This is a genomic window from Embleya scabrispora DSM 41855, from assembly GCF_000372745.1.
Lineage (GTDB): Bacteria > Actinomycetota > Actinomycetes > Streptomycetales > Streptomycetaceae > Embleya > Embleya scabrispora.
On record NZ_KB889704.1, the window covers coordinates 1 to 22,060 of the forward strand.

Annotated in this window: 14 protein-coding genes and 1 pseudogene; 2 read left to right on the forward strand and 13 right to left on the reverse strand. The window is 71.2% G+C overall.

Annotated features, from left to right (window positions below; genetic code table 11):
• From A3IC_RS0140095 to A3IC_RS69235, 11 genes and pseudogenes are all read right to left on the reverse strand, one after another.
• On the reverse strand, positions 1–840 hold an 840-nt coding region (locus A3IC_RS0140095), incomplete at its 3' end, for a beta-ketoacyl synthase N-terminal-like domain-containing protein (protein WP_020555694.1).
• Positions 841–1,108: 268 nt separating this feature from the next.
• Positions 1,109–7,243: pseudogene (locus tag A3IC_RS0140100) on the reverse strand (SDR family NAD(P)-dependent oxidoreductase); the annotation flags it as partial.
• A gap of 99 nt (positions 7,244–7,342) precedes the next feature.
• A complete protein-coding gene (locus A3IC_RS59345) occupies positions 7,343–9,286 on the reverse strand; it encodes an ATP-binding protein (RefSeq protein WP_158696294.1) in 1,944 nt (647 codons plus the stop codon).
• A 33-nt stretch (positions 9,287–9,319) separates the two neighbouring features.
• Positions 9,320–10,411, reverse strand: coding sequence for an HAD-IIIC family phosphatase (locus A3IC_RS0140110; RefSeq protein ID WP_040877940.1), 1,092 nt, complete (start codon positions 10,409–10,411; stop codon positions 9,320–9,322).
• 25 nt (positions 10,412–10,436) lie between these two features.
• The gene (locus A3IC_RS0140115) at positions 10,437–11,546 is read right to left on the reverse strand and encodes an acyl-CoA dehydrogenase family protein (protein ID WP_020555698.1); all 1,110 of its coding nucleotides are present in this window, start codon (positions 11,544–11,546) and stop codon (positions 10,437–10,439) included.
• Positions 11,530–11,808, reverse strand: a complete 279-nt coding sequence (locus A3IC_RS0140120; RefSeq protein WP_020555699.1) for an acyl carrier protein — start codon at positions 11,806–11,808, stop codon at positions 11,530–11,532. The genes A3IC_RS0140115 and A3IC_RS0140120 overlap by 17 nt, the downstream gene beginning before the upstream one ends.
• Positions 11,809–11,823: 15 nt before the next feature.
• Positions 11,824–12,495 carry an O-methyltransferase gene (locus tag A3IC_RS0140125; protein WP_020555700.1) on the reverse strand — a complete coding sequence of 224 codons (672 nt, stop codon included), beginning with the start codon at positions 12,493–12,495 and terminating at the stop codon, positions 11,824–11,826.
• The gene (locus A3IC_RS0140130; protein ID WP_026219291.1) at positions 12,495–13,355 is read right to left on the reverse strand and encodes a 3-hydroxyacyl-CoA dehydrogenase family protein; all 861 of its coding nucleotides are present in this window, start codon (positions 13,353–13,355) and stop codon (positions 12,495–12,497) included. Before A3IC_RS0140130 ends, A3IC_RS0140125 begins: the two co-directional genes overlap by 1 nt.
• Before the next feature lie 712 nt (positions 13,356–14,067).
• Complete coding sequence (locus A3IC_RS59350; RefSeq protein WP_191864167.1) at positions 14,068–15,078, reverse strand: helix-turn-helix domain-containing protein; 1,011 nt, start codon at positions 15,076–15,078, stop codon at positions 14,068–14,070.
• 456 nt (positions 15,079–15,534) lie between these two features.
• A complete protein-coding gene (locus A3IC_RS0140140) occupies positions 15,535–16,122 on the reverse strand; it encodes a flavin reductase family protein (RefSeq protein ID WP_020555703.1) in 588 nt (195 codons plus the stop codon).
• A gap of 253 nt (positions 16,123–16,375) precedes the next feature.
• The gene (locus tag A3IC_RS69235; RefSeq protein WP_158696296.1) at positions 16,376–17,284 is read right to left on the reverse strand and encodes a hypothetical protein; all 909 of its coding nucleotides are present in this window, start codon (positions 17,282–17,284) and stop codon (positions 16,376–16,378) included.
• 304 nt (positions 17,285–17,588) lie between these two features.
• Between A3IC_RS69235 and A3IC_RS69240 the strand changes: the two genes are divergently transcribed.
• Together A3IC_RS69240 and A3IC_RS0140160 are read left to right on the forward strand one after the other, a co-directional pair.
• Positions 17,589–17,894: a hypothetical protein gene (locus tag A3IC_RS69240; protein ID WP_158696297.1), complete on the forward strand. Its 306-nt coding sequence runs from the start codon at positions 17,589–17,591 to the stop codon at positions 17,892–17,894.
• Positions 17,891–19,753, forward strand: coding sequence for an outer membrane protein assembly factor BamB family protein (locus A3IC_RS0140160; protein ID WP_020555707.1), 1,863 nt, complete (start codon positions 17,891–17,893; stop codon positions 19,751–19,753). Before A3IC_RS69240 ends, A3IC_RS0140160 begins: the two co-directional genes overlap by 4 nt.
• 130 nt (positions 19,754–19,883) lie before the next feature.
• Here A3IC_RS0140160 and A3IC_RS0140165 read toward each other — a convergent pair whose 3' ends face one another.
• A complete protein-coding gene (locus tag A3IC_RS0140165; RefSeq protein ID WP_020555708.1) occupies positions 19,884–20,876 on the reverse strand; it encodes a hypothetical protein in 993 nt (330 codons plus the stop codon).
• Positions 20,877–20,968: 92 nt separating this feature from the next.
• A complete protein-coding gene (locus A3IC_RS0140170; protein WP_020555709.1) occupies positions 20,969–22,003 on the reverse strand; it encodes an LLM class flavin-dependent oxidoreductase in 1,035 nt (344 codons plus the stop codon).
• Positions 22,004–22,060 lie beyond the last annotated feature (57 nt).

The following is a 22,060-nucleotide window of genomic DNA, read 5'->3' on the forward strand; positions in this document are numbered from 1 at the left end:
CCGTGCCAGCACCAGCACACCCACGCCCTCGGAGAAGCCGGTGCCGTCCGCCGCGGCCGCGAACGCCTTGCAGCGCCCGTCCGGAGCGAGCCCGCGCTGCCGGGAGAACTCCACGAACACGCTGGGGCCGGCCATCACGGTGGCGCCGCCCGCCAGCGCGATGTCACACTCCCCGCTCCGCAGCGACTGCTCCGCCAGGTGTATCGACACCAACGACGACGAACACGCCGTATCCAGCGTCACCGCCGGGCCCAGCAGACCCAGCACATAGGAAATCCGACCCGACGCGACACTGGTGGTGCCGCCGGTGAGCACGAAGCCCTCCAGTTCGGCGGGCGTCTCCCCCGCGCGCGGCATGTACTCCTGCGGGATCACGCCGACGAACACGCCGCCCGAGCTGCCCCGGAGCGACGCCGGGTCGATGCGGGCGTTCTCCAGCGCCTCCCACGAGGTCTCCAGCAGCAGCCGCTGCTGCGGGTCCATCGCCAGCGCCTCGCGCGGCGAGATCCCGAAGAATTCGGCGTCGAACCGACCGGCGTCGGACAGGAAGCCGCCCCGCGTGAGGTAGGTGGTGCCCGGCGTGTCGGGATCCGGGTCGGACAGCCGGTCGATGTCCCAGCCGCGGTCGGTCGGGAATTCGGTGAGGGCGTCCCCGCCGTCGCAAAGCAGTTCCCACAGGTCCTCGGGGGTGCGCGCGGCGCCCGGGAAGCGACTCGCCATTCCGACGATCGCGATCGGCTCGCGAGCGACGGCCTCGGCGTCGCGCAGCTCCCGCTGTGCTCGCTGCAGGTCCGTCGTGACCCGCCTCAGATACTCTCGAAGCTTCTGCTCGTTGGACATCCCGGGCAGCCCCCTTCCGTTCGGACGTGCGAGATCACGCGGTGTCGAGTTCGCCGTCGATAAAGTCGAAAAGTTCGTCGTCGGAGGCCGCGGTGAAGTCGCGCTCCTCACCTGGGTCGGCGGGTGCCGCGAGCCGGCGCAGCACCTCCTGCAGCTGCCCGGCGAGCTCACCTCGCTCGCTCTCGTCGAGCTGCGCCACAACGAGCCGGTCGAGTTCCGCCACGATCGAGCGCACGGTCGTTTCCTCGGTGGGCACGAGCAGTTCGTCCAGGAACCGGGCGAGCTCCGCCGGTGTCGGGTGGTCGAACACGACGGTCGGTGGCAGGCGCAGCCCCGTGCCGTTGCCCAGTCGGTTGCGCAATTCCACCGCCGTCAGCGAGTCGAACCCGAGTTCCTTGAACACGCTGTCCGCGTCGACCGCCGCAGCCGCGCTGTGGCCGAGCACGACCGCCGCGGACTCCCGTACCAGATCCAGCAGTTCCTTGCGCCGCTGCCGCTCGGGCAACGCGACGAGCCGGTCCGCGTGGGTCGCCGCTGCCGCCGCCGGCACCACCCGTCGCCGGGTCGGCGCGGCCGGGTCCAGCGCGGACAGCACGTCGGGCACCGGCCGGCCGCTCTCGCGGAGCCGGGCCGCGTCGACCGGCACCGCCACCACCACCGAACGGTGCAGGGAGAGCGCGGCGTCGAACAGGGCCAGGCCCTGCTCGTCGGTGATCGCGCCCAGACCCATCCGGGCCAGCCGTTGCCGGTCGATCTCGCTCATGTGGCCGGTCATCGCGCTCTCCCGCGCCCACAGACCCCACGCGATCGACGTGCCCGGCAGCCCCAGCCCGCGCCGATGTTCGGCGAGACCGTCGAGGAAGGCGTTCGCCGCGGCGTACCCGCCCTGCCCGGCGTTGCCCAACACCCCGGCGGCCGAGGAGAACAGCACGAACAGCGAGAGGTCGTGATCGCGGGTCAGCTCGTGCAGATGCCATGCCGACTGCGCCTTCGCCCGCAGCACGGTGTCGAGGTCCTCCCGGGTCAGCGCCTCCAGCACGCCGTCGGACATCACCCCGGCCGCGTGGATCACCCCGGTCAGCCGGTGCGCGGAACGCACCAGTTCCGCCACCGAGACCCGGTCGGAGACATCGCACGCCACCACGGACACCTCGGCGCCCGCCGCACGCAGGTCCGCGAGCAGTTCGGTCGCACCCTCGGCCGCCGGGCCACGCCTGCTCGTCAACAGCAGCCTGCGCACCCCGTGTTCGGCCACCAGGTGCCGGGCGACGAGTGCGCCGAGCACCCCCGTCCCGCCGGTGACCAGCACCGTGCCGTCGGGGTCGAGCGGCGCGGGCAGGGTCAGCACGATCTTGCCGACGTGCCGCGCCTGGCTGAGATACCGGAACGCCTCCGGTGCGCGGTGCACGGCGAACGTGGTGAGCGGCATCGGCCGCAGCGCGCCCTCGTCGAACAGGACGCGAATCTCCTCCAGCATCTCGCCGATGCGCTCGAACCCGGCCTCCATCACGTCGAACGCCCGGTACCGCACCCCGGGATACATCTCCGCGACCTCCTGGGCATCGCGGATGTCGGTCTTGCCCATCTCCACGAATCGCCCACCGCGCGGCAACAGGGCCAGTGACTCCTCGACATGCTCGTGGGCCAGTGCGTTGAGCACGACGTCCACGCCGCGACCGCCGGTGGTGTTCGCGAACCGCGTGGCGTAGCCCAGGCTGCGTGAATCCGCGAGGTGGTCGTCGTCGAAACCCCAGGCACGCAGCACGTCCCGTTTGCCGGCACTGGCGGTGCCGAACACCTCCGCGCCCCAGTGCCTGGCGAGTTGCAGGGCCGCGAAACCCACGCCCCCGGTCGCCGCGTGCAGCAGCAGCGACTCGCCCGCCCGGAGCCCGGCCAGGTCCGCGAGACCGTAGTAGGCGGTCAGATGCACCACCGGAACACCCGCGGCCTGTGCGAACGACATACGTTTGGGCATCGCCACGACCAGCCGGCGATCGGTGATCGTGACCGAGCCCAGACCGCCGGTGAACAGACCCATCACCCGGTCGCCGGGGGCCAGTCCGGTGACATCGGCACCGGCCTCCAGCACGATCCCCGCGCCCTCGCCCAGGGACGACCATCCGTCCCGCGCCACCATGCCCAGTTCCAGCAGCACGGCCTTGAAGTTCAGCCCACCCGCGCGTACCGCGATCCGCACCTCGCCCGCCTCCAGCGGGCGCAGCACCTCGGGGCACCCGGTGAGCGACAATCCGTCCAGCTCACCGCGATAGGTCAGGGACAGCCGCCACGGCTGATCCTCGGGCGCCAACAGCGCCGGCGACGCGGACGCACGGACCAGCCGAGGCACCGCGCCGACTCCGGCGCGGATGATCAGCTCCGGGTGGTCGGCAACCATCGCGGCCGGCAGGGCCCGTTGCGTGTCCGGATGGTCGTCGACGTCCAGGTGCCGGAGCCGGCCCGGATGCTCGGTGCGCGCGGTGCGCAGAAGTCCGGCCACCGCTCGGTGCGCAAGCTCATCCGCCCGGGTGAGCACGACGAGCGGGACATCCGCGAGGTGTTGCTCCGCGACCCACTCCCGCACAAAACGCAACGTCCGGGCGACGACCTCCTCCAACTCGCCGGTGGGGCACGTCCACAACACGGCCGTCGCCGACGGCGGCGAGGCCGGGCGGTCCTCTCCCTCCGAAAGCGTGACCCAGCCCTGCTCCGCGGGCGGATCCGGCAGCTCGACCGGTACCAGGTCCAGGCCGAACAGCGCCGAGTCGTCCACGCGCGTCCGCCCGAACGCGCCCGCCTCCACCGGCCGCAGCGCCAGTTCGCCCACCGAGGCAACCACCTGCCCGGCCTCGTCGGTCACGAGCACGGCCATCGAATTCGACCCGACCGGGGTCAGCCGCACCCGGACGGCCCGGGCGCCGGTGGCGTGCAGACGCACGTCGGTCCAGCCGAACGGCAGGTGCAGGCCGTCCGTCCCGGCCAGGCCGGCCGCGTGCAGCGACGCGTCCAACAGCGCGGGGTGCAGTCCGTAACCGGCAACGTCCTGATCCTCCGGCAGCACGACCGATGCGTAGATCACATCGCCGTCCTGCCACGCGGCGCGCACGCCGCGAAAGGCCGGACCGTACGAGTAGCCCCGCTCGGCCAACGACTCGTAGAACCCGTCCAACGGCACGGCGACCGCGCCCGGCGGCGGCCAGGCGGCCAGGTCGCCGGGCACCGCGGGGCCGTCGGCGGTCAACAGGCCGGTCGCGTGCCGGGTCCAGTCGTTTCGCCCGCCGGGACTGGTGTGCACGCTCACCGGCCGGCCGCCGTCGGCTTCCGCGCCGATCAGCACCTGCAGGTCCAGGTCGGCGTCGATGACCGCCGGTGCCTGGATGGTCAGTTCGGCCAGGTGAGCGCAGGCGATCCGGTCCCCGGCATGCAGGGCGAGTTCGACCATCGCCGCACCGGGCAGCAGCACCGATTCGCCCCCCTCGCGATCGACCAGCCCGTGGTCGGCCAGCCACGGCTGGGCAGCGCGGGACAACCGCCCGGTGAGGACCAGCGTTTCCGCGTCCGCCGGGCGCAGCGCCGCGCCGAGCAGGGGGTGGTCGGCTCGTTGCAGGCCCAGGGCCGAGGTGTCGCCGACCGCGGCGAGTTCCTTCAGCCAGTAGCGCCGGCGTTGGAACGGGTAGGTCGGCAACTGCGCGACGGCGGGCGGGATTCGCCAGTCGATGTCGACGCCGTGCACGTACGCCTTGGCCAGTGCGGCGCGGAATCGGGCCGGCCCGTCCTCGTCACGGCGCAGCGACTCCAACACGACCGCGTCGGACGTTTCCGCCTCCTCGACCGTCTCGCCGATGGCGGTGGTGAGCACGGGGTGTGCGCTGACCTCGACGAACACCCGGTGCCCCTGGTCCAGCAGCGCGCGCGTGCCCGCGGCGAAGCCGACGGTCCGGCGCAGGTTGCCGAACCAGTACTCGGCGTCCAGCTCCGGGCCGGCGACCACCGCGTCGGTGACCGTGGAGTGGAACGGGACGCGGGTGGGTCGCGGCCGGATGCCGGACAGGGCCGTCACGATCTCCTCGCGCAGGGCCTCGACGTGCGCCGAGTGCGAGGCGTAGTCCACCGGGATGATCCGCGCGCGAATCTCCTCGGCCGTGCAGGACGCGACGAGGTCGGCCAGGTCGACGGGCGTGCCGGAGACGACCGTGCTGCCGGGCCCGTTGATCGCGGCGATCTCCACCGCGCCCGCGTACCGCTCGATCCGGTGTGCCACCTCGGCCGCCGGCAGTTGCACGGACGCCATGCCGCCGGTGCCGGCCAGTCGCGTGATGGCCCTGCTGCGCAAGGCGACGACGGCCGCGGAGTCCGCGAGGGACAACGCGCCGGCGACGTACGCGGCGGCGATCTCGCCCTGCGAGTGGCCCAGCACCGCGTCGGGGGCCACGCCGTGGTGTTGCCACAGCGCGGCGACCGAGATCATCACCGCCCACAGGGCTGGTTGCACCACGTCGACCCGGTCCAGTGGCCCGGCGAGCGCGTCGAGGAGGTTCCAGTCGACATGGGGTCTCAACGCGTCGGCGCAGTCGTCCAGTCGGGCGCGGAAGACGTGCGATTCGCGGTACAGGTCCAGGGCCATCCCGGACCACTGCGAACCCTGGCCGGGGAAGACGAACACCGTCTTGCCGCGTGCGCGGGCGACGCCGAGCAGGACGTCCGGGGACGGCCGCCCCTCGGCCAGTGCCAGGAGTCCCGCCGACGGGTCGTCGCCGGTGACGGCCGCGCGGTGGACCAATCGAGGTGCCCGGGTGGCCAGCGCGCCGGCCACGGGCGCGTCCGGGTTCGCGATGATGTGGCCGTGCAACTGCCGGGCCCTGGCCGCGAGCGCCGTCGTCGAGGAGGCGGACAACAACAGCGGCACGGCCGGGTGCCCGGCCGCCGGGCCCGACTCGGGCACCGGCTCCGGCTCCGGCTCCTGCTCCTGCTCCGGCTCCGGCGGGGCCTGCTCGATGATCACGTGGGCGTTGGTGCCGCTGATCCCGAACGCCGAGACCGCGGCCCGGCGCGGCCGACCGGTCTCGGGCCAGGCGCGCGCCTCGGTCAACAGTTCCACCGCGCCCGACGCCCAGTCCACCGCGGGGGTCGGCTCGTCGATGTGCAGCGTCCGGGGCAGCACACCGTGCCGGATCGCCGACACCATCTTGATCACACCGCCGACGCCGGCGGCGGCCTGGGTGTGTCCGATGTTGGACTTCAGCGATCCCAGCCACAGCGGCTGCCCCTGCGGGCGTTCTCCGCCGTAGGTCGCCAGCAGCGCCTGCGCCTCGATCGGGTCGCCGAGCCGGGTGCCGGTGCCGTGCGCGTCCACGACGTCCACGTCGGCCGGGGTCAGGTTCGCGTCGGCGAGTGCCGCGCGGATGACCCGCTGTTGGGACGGCCCGTTCGGTGCGGTCAGGCCGTTGGAGGCGCCGTCGGAGTTCACCGCGCTGCCGCGGATCACCGCAAGCACCGGGTGCCCGAGCCGCCGGGCGTCGGAGAGCCGCTCCAACACCACCATGCCGACGCCCTCGGACCACCCGGTACCGTCCGCCGACGCCGAGAACGCCTTGCACCGGCCGTCCTCGGCCAGCCCGCGCTGGCGGGAGAAATCCACGAACGTGTCCAGGGTCGCCATGACCGACGCGCCGCCGGCCAGCGCCAGCGAGCACTCCCCGACCCGCAGGGCCCGGCTCGCCAGGTGCATCGTGGCCAGCGACGACGAGCACGCCGTGTCGACCGTCAGCGCCGGCCCCTCCAGGCCGAGCAGGTACGCGATCCGGCCGGAGGCGACGCTGGCCGCGCTACCGGTCCCGCCGAACCCGTCACCGCCCTGTCCGGACTCCTGCGCGCCGAGCCCGTACCGCTGCCCGCCATGTCCCATCAGCCCGACGAACACCCCGGTTTCGCTGCCCCGCAGCGACTGCGGGTCCATCCCGGTCCGCTCCAGCGCCTCCCAGGAGGTCTCCAGGAGCAGGCGCTGCTGCGGGTCCATCGCCAACGCCTCCCGCGGCGAGATCCCGAAGAAGTCGGCGTCGAACTCGGCCGCGTCGTGGAGGAATCCACCGCCGCGGGCGTAGAAGCTGCCCGGCACGTCGGGGTCGGGGTCGTACCGGCCGTCGACGTCCCAGCCGCGGTCGGTGGGGAAGTCGCCGACCGCGTCCCGCCCCTCGACCACCAACTCCCACAACCCGTCGGGCGTGACGACACCGCCCGGGAAGCGGCAGGCCATGCCGACGATCGCGATCGGCTCGCCGGCCGCCCGCTCCAGTTCCTGCAGGCGCTCACGTGTGTCCTGCAGTTCCCCAACCGCCTGCTTGAGGTAGTTCCGCAGCCTGCCCTCGTTCTCCATCGTCTCGTCACTCCTCCGGCCGAGTACTCTCAACTGGGCCAGTCAACCCTGCGGGGGTGGTGGGCAGCCGGGTTCAGGAAACCCATAGCGGGCCGCAAATCTGGCTCCGCGAACCAACGAATCGATCCGTGCTCAGCCGGCGGCGTGGCAGAGCCTCGACATGTCGCAGTCCTGCGGTGACTCGACGGGTGGGTCGAGCGTCACCGGATCCAGGGTCATCCAGCTCGCGTGCCGCTGACCGTCGCCCCACCCCGGGCGCCTGCGGAACAGCTCGGGCCGAGCCGCGGCGACCACCAGCAGCGGCATCGGTTCCGGCAGGTCCAGCAATTTCTCGATGGTCTCCAGCGCCGCGTTGTCGGCCAGGTGCAGATCGTCGGCGAACACCACGAGCGGGCGGTGCTCGGCGAGCTTCGCCACGTTCGATGTGGTCAGCGGCCCGTCGGGATCCAGCCGCACCGTCGCCGCGTTCTGCACACGGCGTTCGAACGCCGTGAGCAACCGCGACTTCCCGATCCCCGGGGCACCCAGGACCAGGACCAAATGCGGCCTGGCCCGACGCCGGACGCGCTCCAACAGGCTGCTCAGCACGTCCAGTTCGGGCTCGCGGTCGAAGACCTCCGATACCGACTGGGCAAAGGGGTCGCGACCGCGTCCCTCGACCGTCCACCGCGGCCGCAGGCCGCCCTCGCGGCCGTACCGGATCGCCGACCCGGTCAGCCTCTTGGTCCGGCCGCAGACCACGATCTCCGTGTCCTCGCCCAGCTGGAGCAGGGACTCGCAGTCGGCGAGCAGCGCACCGTTGACCGGCAGCGGCTCCAGGAACATCGCACCGGGACGGACCGGAATCTCACCGGTCGACACCGCCACCCGCAGCGCGGGCCGCTCGCCCTCCGGCGCGTCGAAGCAGATCCGCTGCCGCAGCGACATCGCGGCGTCGACCGCCCGCTCGGCGACCCGCTCGGTACCGTCCTCCTGCGGCGAGGCGGGCCGGAATACGGCCAGCGTGACCGAACCGGTCGACCCGGCGACCACCCCACCGAGCCGCTCCACCTCCTCGCGCACGGTCGTCGCGGTGCGTTCCAGGGACTCGCCGATGTCGCTGCCCCGGCGGCCGGCCCCGAAGTCGGTGCGGATCAGCACCGCGCTGACCGTGCTGCGACCGCCGGCGGTCGGCGGCGAGACCAGTTGGACCGGCCGGCGAACCGGCCGCTCACGGTGCTCCGCCTCCTGCCCGAGCCCGGAGATCGCCACCGGCCGCGCGGGCCCCGCGGGGGCTGCGATCAACGGGTCGTGCACCAGGATCGAGTGCTGCAACAGCCTCAGCTCCCGGCCCGGTTCGAGTCCGAACTCCTCGGCCAGCCGCAGCCGTACCAGCCGGTAGACCGCGAGCGAGTCGGCCTGCCGACCACTGCGGTACAGCGCGAGCATCAGCTGGTGACACGCCCGCTCGCGCAGCGGTTCGGCCTCGACCATCGCCTCCAGGTCGCCCAGGACGGCCTGATGGCGACCATTCGCCAACTCGGCCTCGTAGTAGTCCTCCATCACGTCCAGCCGGGCGTTCTGCAGCGCGGTCAGCTCCGCCCACGAGTGCCCGGTCTCCACCAGGTCCGCCAGCGCGCGCCCGCGCCACAGCGCGAGCACCTCCCGCAGGGAGATCGCCGCGGCGGCTGGCCGGCCGGCCGCCAGTTGCGCGCGACCGGCCTGCGCCAGGCGGTGGAACCGGAACATGTCGACCTGTTCCGGGTCGACCTGCAGCTGGTATCCGTGCGAGCAGGTCAGCAGGGCCGGCGGTCGCGCGTCCCCCCGCGTGTGCTCGGCGAACATCACCCGCAGGCCGCGTACCGCGTTCTGCAGGATCTTGCGTGCCGTCGCCGGCGTCTCCTCGGTACCCCACAGTCCTTCGAGGAGCTTGCTTGTCGCCACCTCGCGGTTGGCATTGAGCAGCAGCAGGCCGAGCGTCGCGCGGCGCCGGTCGCCGCCGATCGCGATCGGTTTCTCGTCGTCCAACAGTTTCAACGGGCCGAGCACCAAGAACTGCAAGAGATCCCCCGTAGATCGTTCCTGTTCAGCGTTCAACCGAGCAGCGTTCAACCGAACGACGAATCCCGCCTACAGCCATTCCGCTTCCGGGCCGGCGACGTGCGGTTCGGGCGTGATGACGCGCATGGTCGTCGGCGGGTCCTGCCGGACCGGCTCCAGGTGCAGGCACTCGGTTCCCTCGGGCGGCGAGAACGAGGTCAGGCAGGGACACTGCGCGGTGGTGAATCCCGCGAACCGGTAGGCCACTTCCATCATCCGGTTGCGTTCGGTGCGTCGGAAGTCGGCGACGAGGTGCACCCCGGCTCGCGCGGCGGCGTCGGTGAGCCAGCGCAGCAGCACTGCCCCCGCGCCGAACGAGACGACCCGGCACGACGTCGCCAGCAGCTTGATGCGCCATGCCCGCGCGGCCTTCTCGATCAGCATCACCCCGACCGCCCCGTGCGGTCCGAAGCGGTCGGTCATCGAGACCACCAGCACGTCGTGGTTCTCCTCGGACAGGAACGAGCGCAGCGCGGCATCCGAATAGTGCACGCCGGTCGCGTTCATCTGACTTGTCCGCAGGGTGAGTTCCTCGACCCGGGTGATCTCCTCGTCCCTGGCCTTCCCGATCCGCATCACCAGGTCGAGCGAGCGCAGGAATTCCTCGTCGGCGCCCTGGTACTTCTCCCGCTCCTGGTCCCGCTCGAACCCGGCCTGGTACATCTGCCGACGCCGGCGCGCGTCGACGGTGACCACCGGCGGGCTGAACTCGGGCAGTCCGAGCAACGCGTCGGCCTGCTCGGCCGGGTAGCACCGGACTTCCGGCAGGTGGTACTCGACTTCGGCGCGTTCGGTCGGCAGGTCGTCGATGAAGGCGATCGTCTTGAGCGAGAAGTTCAACTGCTCGGCGATCCTGCGCACCGACTCCGACTTCGGGCCCCAGCCGATGTGCGGCAGGACGAAGTACTCGGCGAGGCCCAACTCCTCCAGCCGTGCCCACGCCTCGTCGTGGTCGTTGCGACTGGACACCGCCTGTAACACGCCACGCGCGTCGAGCTCCACGATCACCTTGCGGACGGCGTCGTCGACCTCGACGTGGCCGTCCTCGACGAGCGTGCCGTTCCACAGCGTGTTGTCGAGATCCCAGACCAGGCACTTCACGACCGGTGGTGTTTCGGACATCTCCGCCCCCGTTTCCTACGACCGCTCAGCCCGCCGCGATGGCGGCGTGCTCGGCGAGTATCAACTGGCAGATCTCGTTGCTGCCTTCGATGATTTCCATCAACTTCGCGTCCCGGTACGCCCGTTCCACCACATGCCCGCCCGCCGCCCCCGCGGAGGCGAGTACCTGCATCGCCGAGGCCGCGCCACGAGCGGCGTTCCCGGCCGCGACGTGCTTGGCCAGGACCGACGCCGGCACCTGCTCGGGTGAACCCTCGTCCCAACTGCGGCTCGCCTGCTCGCATGCGAACGTCGCCGTGCGTTCCCCGGCATAGAGCTCGGCCAGGTGCCGGGCGACGAGTTGATGCCGCAGCAGGGGTTTGCCGAACTGCTCACGGTCGGCGGCGTGTCGGGCGACGGCCGTCAGGCACGCGCGCAGGATTCCCACGCATCCCCAGGCCACCGACAGCCGGCCGTAGGTGAGCGCGATGGTGGTCAGCATGACCAACGGTTGGCCGGCCACCGCGAGCAGGTTCTCCGCGGGCAACCGCACGTTGTCGAGCACCACGCGGGCGTGCCCGCCCGCACGGCAGCCGAGCGGGTCGGCCACCCGGGTCACCCCGACACCGGGCGCCGACGTCGGCACCAGCGCGACGGCGCCGCCGCCCTGGTAGCGGCCGAATACGACGATCCAGTCGGCGTAGGCGGCGACCGTGATCCACGTCTTGCTGCCGTCGACGACGATGTCCTCGCCGTCGCGCCGGATCTCGGTGGCCATCGCGGCGAGATCGCTGCCGGCACCCGGCTCGCTGAACGCCACCGCGGCCAGTTCCCCACTGGTCAGCCGGCCGATGTACTCCGTCCGCTGCGCCTTGTCACCGAACCGCTGGATCGTCCACGCGGCCATCCCCTGAGAGGTCATCACGCTGCGCAGCGAACTACACAACGCGCCGGTGCGCGCGGTGAGTTCGCCGTTCTCCGTGCCGGACAGGCCCAGACCGCCGAAGTTCGGGTTCACCTCGGCGCACAGCACACCCTTGGCGCCGAGCCCCCGAAGAACGTCGATCGGGATCTCGCCCGCCACGTCCCACTCGCTCGCGGCGTCGGCGACGGTCTCGGTCACCAACGCGCTCAAGGCGTCAAGCACCACCGTCACCTCCGGTACGCAGCCGGGTCACCAGCGAACTCATGGTCCGCACGGTGCGGAAGTTGTCCATGGCGAGGTCGGTGCCCTCAACGGCCACGCCGAAGGTGCTCTCCACGAACACCACCAACTCCATCGCGAAGAGCGAGGAGACCGCGCCCGAGGCGAACAGGTCCACCTCCGGCTCCCAGGTCATCCTGGTCTTCGCCTCGAGAAATTCGCCGACTCGCTGCTCGATGTCGGCGACCGTCAGATCCGTAGTCGAGTCCGTCATGGGAGAAGTCCCCTCCTATTGCGTCTTGTTCTTGCGCACCAACGTGATTCCGTCCGCCATGACGAGCATGGACAGCTCCACCCTGTTGTCGACCAGGAGCGAGGCGTTGAGCTCGCGGATGGCCCGGGTGTCGGGATCGTCCGCCTCCGGGTCCGCGACCCGCCCGAAGTAGAGCGTGTTGTCGAGCACGATCAGGCCGCCGGGCCGCAGGTGGGTCAGCGCCTCTTCGTAGTAGCGCGGGTAACCGGTCTTGTCGGCGTCGACGAAGACCAGGTCGAAGGTCTCCGGCCCGTGCTCGGCGAGCAGTTCCACCATGGTCTGCGCGCCGTCCCCGAGCCGCAGCTCGATCCGGTCGGCGACCCCGGCGCGTTCCCAGTACCGCCGGGCGACCCTGGTCCAGCGCTCGCTGATGTCACAGGTGACGATCCGCCCGCCGGGCGGCAGCGCGCGTGCCATGCACAGCGTGCTGTAGCCGGTGAAGGTGCCGATCTCCAACACCCGACCGGCACCGGTCAACCCGACCAGCATGGCCAGCAGTTGGCCCTCTTCGGGCATGGTCACCATGGCGTTCAGCGCCGGCATGGACGCCGTCTCGGCGACCAGGTCGCGAAGGATCTCGTCGTCGCGCAGGGACACCGACCGCACGTAGTCGAGCAGACGCTCGTTCAGCTCCACCTGGCCGGCCATCAGCGCACGCCGTACTCGTAGAAGCCACGTCCGGTCTTGCGGCCGTGGTTGCCTTCGGCGACCTTGCGCACCAGCAGTTCGCTCGGGCGGCAGCCCTCGTCTCCAGTGCGCTCGTACAGCACCGACAGGGAGTCGACGAGATTGTCGATGCCGATCAGGTCGGCGGTCCTCAGCGGGCCCGTCGGGTGCCCGAGGCAGCCTTCCATCAGGGCGTCGACGTCCTCGACGGTGGCCCGCCCCTCCTCCACCACGTTCGCCGCGTCGTTGATCATGCGGTGCAGCAGGCGGCTGGTAACGAAGCCGGCCCCGTCGCCGACCACGATCGCCTTGCGGTCCAACGCGGACAGCAGGTCCTGCACCCCCGACATCGCCGAGTCACCGCTGCGCGGCCCCCGAACCACCTCGAGCGTCCCGATCAGGTAGGGCGGATTCATGAAGTGGATGCCCACCAGGCACTCGGGTGCCGGAATCTCCCCCGCGAGTTCGTCGACCGGGATCGAGGACGTGTTGGTGACCCGCAGCGTCCCCGGCGCGACCACGGAGGCGATCTCCCGGTGCACCTTGGCCTTCAGCTCGGCGACCTCGGTGATCGCCTCGATCACCCAGGTCGCGTCCGCCGCCGCCACTGCGGAGTCCGCGAGCCGCAGCTCACCGATCGGTCCGCCTCGCGGGAGCGCACCCATCATGTGGGCGAGCCGGAGTTCGCCCCGCACCCGCTCGCGTGCCGTACTCAGCCGTGCCGGGTCCACGTCCACGAGCACGACCGACATGCCTCGCCCGATGGCGAGAGTCGCGATGCCGATCCCCATTACTCCCGCGCCGAACACCGCAAGCCGCGGCGCGCCCCCGTTTTCGGTCATCGGCCGACCACACCCGGCCGCTCCACAACGGCAAAGGGCTTTCTCGACCCCCGACCGATATCACGAACGACAGACCCGCTCATAACCACCCCAGGTTTGCGTAGGGAAAGTTTGCATAGGGAAAGTTTGCGTACGGAAAGGTTGCGTGCGGAAAGAAGCCTCGGAAGGAATTGTGCACATCAAAACAGTGCTCGCCCGATGCAAGCGAACACAAAAAGAATGAAGCGTCGGGTAGACCGAGTCGCATCCTTGCGACGCCGACTGCAAGGCCGTCCCCGGTGCGGACTTCCTACGTCACCCCGAAGCCGAGGAGAATGACACGAGATGAATTCCTACAGAATTCTCCGAGCGCAACCTACCTCGCCGTCGTGGCCCCGAAACCCGGCAGACGTGCTCGGGCAGACCGGTGACGTGAGGGATGAACGGATCGACGCGGCCCCCTTGATGTTCGGCGGACGTACCCGCCGTCGCGCGGTTGCGACTCCCTACAGTGTGTGACAGAACGGCTGCGGACTCCACCCCCCGACCCGCTCATCAAGTTGCACTTCCACTTGAGGAAACTCACGCGACCGGCACTTGACCAGCGCGCGGACACCGCATGCGGCGAACGGTCCTCGCGCCGGGACCGAGCCGACGCGCGGGCCGACGCGCGGGCCGGGGGAGGGCGCGGCCGCGCGGCGGCCGGCCGGGAGGGCGAGGGAACCGGCCGCCGCTACACGTCCTCCACCAGGTTCGCCTCCTTCACGAGGTAGCCGAACTGGAACCGGCTCGTCGCGCCGAACATCTGCATGACCTGACCGATATGTTTACGGCAGGTGCGGACCGATACGCCCAGACGCCGGGCGATGGCTTCGTCCTTGGCTCCGGAGATCAGCATCCTGACGATCTCCTTCTTCATGTCGCTGCTGATGACTTCGGTTTCGGTGCGCCGGCTGTCGAAGTCCTTCGCCGTCGCCCAGACATGCTCGAAACACGAGTAGAGAAAGTCGATGAGCGCGCTTTCCTGCACGACCACCGCACCGCCGTCCTCGCCGCCGGCGAGGATGTACGCCGCGGTGCGGTCGAAGATGTATATCCTGCCGAAAAGTGCCCCCGCCGTCCGTATCTCGGCACCGGAGTCGACCAACTTCCCCGCATACTCGCGGATCGGTATGTCGAACCGCGCGGCATGCTGGTACAGGACACGCAAACGCACGCCCCGGCCGAGCAGTTGGAAATCCCGGTTCTGCGCCTCGCCCGACTCGTCGAGCAGTCCCCCGCTCCTGGGCTGCATACAGACAACCTCGTGGGAACTGTTCGCCGCCGCCTCGGAAAGCAGCAGTCTGATCGTCTCGGGTTCCTTCACGACGTCGAACGAATTGGCCTCCCGACCGCCGAACTTGCTCGACCGAAACAGCAGCGAAAGACGCGCGAGTTCGTTCCGGAGCTGACCCGTCGCCATTCTCCAGCCGAGCAACTCCCGCTCGCTTCGGGTCAGGAGCCGCGAGGAGGCGATACTCGGATCCGCCGGGACGAACCACGCGTCCTGCCGACGGGACGGTTGAATGAGCCGGAGCTCCAGGAGTTCGGCGACGATCCGCTCGCCCTGACCGGGACTCTCGAAGCCGAACTCGTGCGCCACGTCGTCGACGGCGAATCCCTCTCTGCCTAAACTCCATTCATAGACTTCGAAGATTCCGGCAACCGGCTCGGGAAACAAAGGCACTCCCAGTGAACTATGCATTCCTTCCATTTACCTTCCGGGAGGATACCCGAGCGGTGTTCGATGTTTCTACCAATACGCCGGTTTATAAAAATTGACCCCTAATGAGTCATTCTCCGCCGCAGTGAGCGATATGCGAGAGGAAAGACCGTTCCCGCGACCCCTTTTCCGCCATTTCCGTCTTCGCCGCAGCGGCACGACGGCTCGCGGCGGCACGGAAGGTGGGGGCAAGCATGACGCGCGCGGCGTGCCGATACCAGACCGGACGGCGGTGGACCTGCCACGCGCACGGGGTTGCCGAGGCGGCGGACGATCCGGGAGCGCCGGCGCCGCCGAGTCGTACCCGTGGCTTGTTGATGCCGGTGGCGAGCCACGGCCGTCGGGCGGTTTGACCGCCGCGGTGCGCTCGGGGCGCGGGTCCGGGGCTCGGGCGGGTGCGGGGATCCACCCGCGTGCGCCCAGGGTTGTGGGCCTGCTCTACGAAGCCGCCTGTCCGGCGGTACCGGGTCCGGCCGACGATGCCCGGGAATAGCCGCCGACCCCCGGCCGAGAAGCCGCCCCCGCGGCGAGCGGTTCGACGATTTCACGAAACGACCCGAAGGTGCCGCAGTGAAAAACCAGCGGCTCGGGCTCGTCCGGGTTCACCCGCAGGCCGGTCACCTCGGCGATGATGACGACGTGATCTCCGGCGACATGCTCGACGTCGATCGAACACGACATCCAGGCGATCGCGTCACACAGTTCCGGCCCGGCCGCCGAATCGGTCCACCGGACACCGGCGAACCGATCGATCTCCTTGACCGAGAACTGCCGGCACAACTGCCCTTGACCGCTGCCGAGAATGTTGGCGCAAAACCCGCCACTCCGCCGAAGATCGACGAGTGTCGACGACGTGTTTCCGACGCACACCATAACCAGCGGGGGTTTCAGGGAAACCGACATGAACGAGTTGCACGCCATACCGACGGGCCGGCCGAAGGGATCGGTGGTGGTGATTACCGTTACCCCGGTCGGCAGGTGTCCGAGGGCGCGCCGGAAATCCGTCGGGTCGAACGGGGCAACCATAACCGACTCCTCGAGTAGCCACTCCTCGAAGCATAATGAGCACTCTGAGCGCCGCGTTGGGACGAGCCACCAAGACCTCCGGCCGAAATTGGCCCGTCGGCGCAGTCGTCGGCCGGCCCGAAGGTGTTCACCGGGCCGCCGTGGCTCCCGAAACCCGGTGTCGCTCGGGGATGGCGACGGCGGGCGCGGAAATGCGAACGGGCCGACTCGGTGCACGAGCCGGCCCGCCGGATACGCACGCGTCGCCCGTCGGTCACTTCTCCAGATCGGGGCGTACCCGCAGGGTCAGCGCCGACGCGGCGTCCAACGACGTCTCGTTGATCGCGTAGACGACTCCCACGGTGTCGGGGTCGGCCCACACGCACGTGGGCAGCGCCTTCCCGCCCGACCGGATGCTGGTACAGCGCAACACGCCACCGAGGGTGCCGGGGTCCATCTGCCGTACGTTGCCCACGTCGGCCGACTTCTCCTGCGCGCCGTCCTGCATGCCCGCGATGATCTGATCCATCACCAGCGCGGGCGACAGTTGCGGCGACGGATTGGCCATCACCATCACCAGCGCCGTCGGCGTGCCGGCCCCGGCCGGGCCGTAGGCGGCGACCTTGGAACCGGCCACCGCCTGCCGCCGGATGGTGGTCTGGAGCGGATAGGCGTCGTCGCCCATCCGGTCCAGACCGCCCGCCCGCGCGGGGGTGTCCACACCGCGCTTGGCCGTCGACGGCGTGCTCGTCGGCCGGGTCGGCGGCTCCGGCGGCGCCGGCGGCGCCGAGGTGGGCCGACCGGTCACCGACGCCGAAGCCGACGAAGTGGGCTCGGCCACCGAGCTTTTGTCGTCGGAGGAAAACGCCCCGGTCGCCCCCAGCACGGCGACGGTACCCACCGCCAGCACACCGACCACGGCCGCCACGATCACCCCGACCTTGGGCCCGCGCCGCTGCGGCGGCTGCGGGATGCCGTATCCGGGCGGCCCGTACATCGGCTGCCCGAACGGCGGCGGAGCCCCGTAGGGGTGGGCGCCCGGCTGGTGCGCCCCGGGCGGCGGGTAGGGCCCACCGTACGACTGGCCATGGGGCTGTGCCCCGTACGATCCCGGCGGCGGTCCATAGGGCCCACCACCGGGCGGCGGCGGCTGTTCGCCTCCCGCCGGCTGCTGAAACGACACGATCCACTTCCCCGCTACGACAACGACGTCGATCGACGCAACGCCATCCTGCCGCACCTCCACAAACCACCCACAGGGTGGTCCGCCCACCTCCCGGAGCCGGATGTCGAGCCCTCGCCGCCCCCGGCGCCCGGTCGGATCTTCCCTCGTGACGGCGAGGGTTCGCCCCCGGGCAGGGGGGCGATTGTCGGCGGGAGCGGGCCGGGGTCGGTACGGTGATCGACGCGGCGTTGCGTCGAGAGTGCCGGACGGCGGTCACGGCACGGGGTGAATTCGGGACAGGAACACGGGGGGCGCGATCGTCATGACGCACTCATTGCCACCGCAGGGTCGGGGCCCGGGGCCGGCGCCCCAACCATGGGGCGGGGCCGCGCAGCCGCGGCCGGCGAGCGGGCCGGCCGCGCCGCGCAAGGGCCTGGTGATCGCGGTGAGCGTGCTGATCACCCTGGCGTCGGCGACCGCGATCGTGTTCCTGGTGCTGTGGTTGCACAACTTCGGCCAGTCGGTGGGCCCGGTGGACCGGAGCGACCTCAAGAAGGACCTGCCCGGTCCGCACAACGTCGGCCTCGGCGCTCCGGTGATACCCGGCACTTCGGGAGGTGTCGCGTGAGCACCCCGCAGCACCCGCAGGCTCCCGACGGCGTCCCGGACCCGCGGGACCCGTGGGAGGAGCAACGGCGGGCCCGGGCCGGGCAGTCCACGCCGCCGCCGTTCGCACCGCCGGCGGCGGCCGGGACGCCCCCGCCGTTCGCGCCGCCTCCGTCGGCCACGACGCCTCCGGCGTTCGCACCGCCGGATCGGGCACGGCAGCAGCCCCAACCGCACATCCCGACCCAGGCCGGGCCGCAACCGCAGGCACAACCCCCGGCGCAGACACAGCCACGCCCCGCGCCGTTCCCGAACGCCTCGGGCGGCGGCTTCGTCGCCAACCCCAACCTGCCGCTGCACGATCCGTATCCGCAGCCCGCGCCCTACCCGCAGCCGCATCCACCCGGGTACGCCGGGCCGGCCGGCGCCGGCTCACCGTTCCCGCCGACACCGGCCCCGATGCCGCTGCAACCCACGCCCTCGACACACCACTTCGTCTTCGGCCCGCCGCTCGACCCGAGCCGGATCCGGCCCGCGCGCGATCGGCCGGTCCTGCTCCGCAGCACGATCTGGGCCCTGGTGGTACTCGCGATCGCGAGCGTCGGCGCGGTCCGCCAGGCCGTCCGCCACCCCAACGGCTACGACAACACCGGCGAACGCGTCGCGGTCGCCTGGGCATTGAAGGAGGGTCGGGACGGTCCCAAGCCCGCCGGGGTCGCGGCCGGCAACCCGCGCACACTGGAGGGCACCTGGTTCCAGGGCGACACCGTGGTCCGCTCGGAGCGCGCCCGCGTGGTCGCGTATCGCGTGGACAGCGGGGCCACCGTCTGGGAGAAACCGCTCCCGAACGGCGCCGCGATGTGCGCCGCGGGCGCCGAGACCGACGGACCGATCGCCGTCGTCGTCTACGGGGTCGGCACCGCCTGCGACCGGATCGCGGGCATCGACATCACCTCCGGCACCGAGGTGTGGAGCAAGCCGCGCGCCGCCAAGGACGCCCCGGCCCGCGAGCGCGTGGCCGTCTCGCGCGGCGTCGCGGTCAGCGGCGACACCGCGTTCCGGATCAAGGACGGCGCCCAACTGTGGGTCGCCGACCGCACCTTCGCGGCGGGCTGCCACGTCACCGGCTTCCGCGGCGGGCCCGCGCTCGTCGCCAACGGACTGTGCGGGACCACCGACGCGGTCTGGGCCGTGGATCCGCTCACCGGTAAGCCGGCCTGGGTGCACAAACTGCCCAAGGACGGCACGGTCCCCCAGGGCGGATCGCCGGTGGTCGCCACCTCCCCCGTGATCGTCGACGAGCCGAACACGCCGGGCGGGCCGGCCCGGCTGATCGTGCTGTCCGACCGCGGTGAGCCCGCCTTCCCGATCGAGGCGGGCGGCCCGCTGATCGGCGACGCGCGCGACGACGCACACAAGGACACGCACGACGCCGCGCCGCGCATCCTCGCCGACCGACGCACGATCTACGTGCCCGGCAACAACGGGCAGTCCGTGCATGCGTCGAACGCGCCCGGGGCCAACCAGATCATCGCGGTCGACCGGGCGAGCGGCCGGGTGCGCTGGATCTCCGCGCTGCCCGCCGCCGTGCAACTGGTGCGCCTGAGCGTGGACAGCAAGGCCGCGCCGATCGCGATAGACCCGGACGGCGGCTTGCGAGTGTGGGTCAACGCCCGAGGCAGCAAGCCGCCGCGCCTGGTCCGCTTCGACCCGGAGACCGGTCACATCCGGGTCCTCGACGAGTATCCGCTGCGGCTGGGCGTCTCCCTGGCCGACGCGATGCCCAGGCCCTTCGAGCACGACGGCCGACTGTTCCTGGTCGACGAGAGCACCGCCGGCCTCGGCTACCGCCTGATCGCCGGCGCGCGAAGCAAGCCCTAGCCGGTCCCGGGAATGCGGGCCCGACACGGGTGCCCGAAGGCTCGGCGCGCACGTCCGGTGAACCGGCATCCGCGCCGAGCCCTCAGCTCCATCCCCGGACCGCGTCGCGGTCCGTTATCCGCGCCGAGCCTCAGCTCGGTCCCCGAACCGCGTCGCGGGTCTGTGGCGACCGTGAACCCCACGGACCGCTGCGCCAGGTGATCCCGTTCCAGCGGCCGAGTCGGCGAATCTCCCAGATGCTCAGCGCGGTGATGATCGCCGAACCGCCGACACCGACGACGGCCTTGATGTTGTCCGGCACGATGTTCGAGCCCGCGAACAGCGGGTTGTCGGTCTTGACCAGCATGTCGGTGAGCGTGAACGTCCAGGCCAGCCACATCGCCATCAGCGCGGGCAGGATCGGGTGCCCGTCCGCCGCCGAGAACAGATGTTGCGCCACCTGCCAGATGGCCACCAGGGCGAACCCGAAGACCCAGATTCCGGCGACCATGGACACCCACGACAACACCAGTTGCACCGTGGTCCCGTCCGTGCGCAGCGTGTTGATGTCGGCGCCGAGGCCCGCGCCCTTGCGGCAACCCCAGGCCAGTGCGATGCCCAGTATCGGGACGATCAGGAAAAGCCCGACCGAGCGGATCGGATGGATCAACTGCCGCATGGTCAGCGAGCGCAGGTGCGGCCGGGCGCAGAGCACGAGCAGAAAGCCCATCAGCAGGATGCCGACGATGCCGTACAGCGGCAGCAGCACGAGCCGGCGCACCATCGCCGACGCCAGTTCGGAGACCACCTGGGCACCCTGCACCTTGGTGGTGGTGCCGGCCGCCTCGCCGGAGGTGTGCGTGCGCTCCTGGTACAGCCCGCGCAGGAACACGGCCAGCACGATCGTCAGGCCGAGCCAGGCGCGCACCCGGTTGAGGTTGCCCATCAGCCCGTCCGGCTTGCCGATCCGGTGCGCCGGGCGCAACATCCGGTGCGCGAGCACGCCGGGGACGACCACCGAGGCGACGTTGGCGATCCAGCGTCGCTCGATCTGCGCGGGTGTCTCGACGGCCGCGTGCGCGGGCGTGTGCCCGGGTGTGTATGGGTGTGGAAGCGTGTGTGCGTGCTGGCCGGCATGGGCCATCGGTCGGAACCTCCCCGCAGAACGACCGGCTCGGGCCGCACCACGTTAGCAACGCGCGCCCGCTGCCACGCGGGCCTGTCCGCAAGGCGGGCTCAACGGGTGACGCCGGCGCCGATCCGGGGCACGATGCCCGCGAGTTCGGCCAGGCGTCGGGCCGAGTCCAGTCGGCCGGCCCGGTCGTAGGAGCTCGTGGTCACCAGGAATTCGTCCGCGCCGGTACGGGCGAACAGGGCGGCCAGTTCGCCGGCCACGGTCTCGGCGGTGCCGTGGATCTGATCACGGAGCGCGGCCTCCAGATGCTCTCGCTCGCGGGGGCTCATCGCGGTCGCGCGGATCCGCTTCGCCGGGATCAGCGGCGGGAAGGTGCCCCGGCTGCGCGAGTACGCGGCGGCCCATGCCTCGGGCAGCAGCAGGTCGTGGGCCGCCTCCTCGGTGTCCGCGACCGCGATCGTGCCGGCCACCACGACGTAGGGCCGCGCCGACCACTCGGACGGGCGAAAGGCGCTTCGGTAGCGCTCGATCGCGCTCGACATGCGCTCCTCGCCGATCGCCGCGGCGACCACGAGCGGCACTCCGGCCGACGCCGCGTGGTCCGCGCCCGCCCCGGTGGCCAGCACGAAGGGGGTCGGGCGCAATCCCTCGGCCGGTCGGGCGTGCACTCCGGGGTGCACGTCCTGGGTGCCCAGGAAGTAGCCGAGCAGTTCGGCCAGGCGGTCCGGGAAGTCCTCGGCCGCGTCCTTGCCCCGGCCCAGCGCGGCCCGGATCCCGTCGGTGAAGCCCACCGACCGACCCACGCCCAGGTCGATCCGTCCCGGGTACAACGATTCGAGCACGCCGAACTGCTCGGCCACCACGAGCGGTTGATGATTGGGCAGCATCACCCCACCGGTGCCGACCCGGATCCGCTCGGTGACCGCGGCCACCGCTGCGGCCAGCACGGTGGGGGCCGACCCGGCCACGCCCGGCACGCTGTGATGCTCGGCGACCCAGAAGCGGTGGTACCCCAGACGCTCCACGTCGCGCGCGAATGCCACGGCGTGGCGCAGCGCCGAGGCGGGGTGCTCCCCTTCCAGGGTGAGCGACCTGTCGAGCACGGAGAACCGGACACCCGGTGGCAACACGTTCACACGAGTGGCAACACCCACACGGGCCGGGAATTCCCGCCGCACCGGCTCACCCGGCCG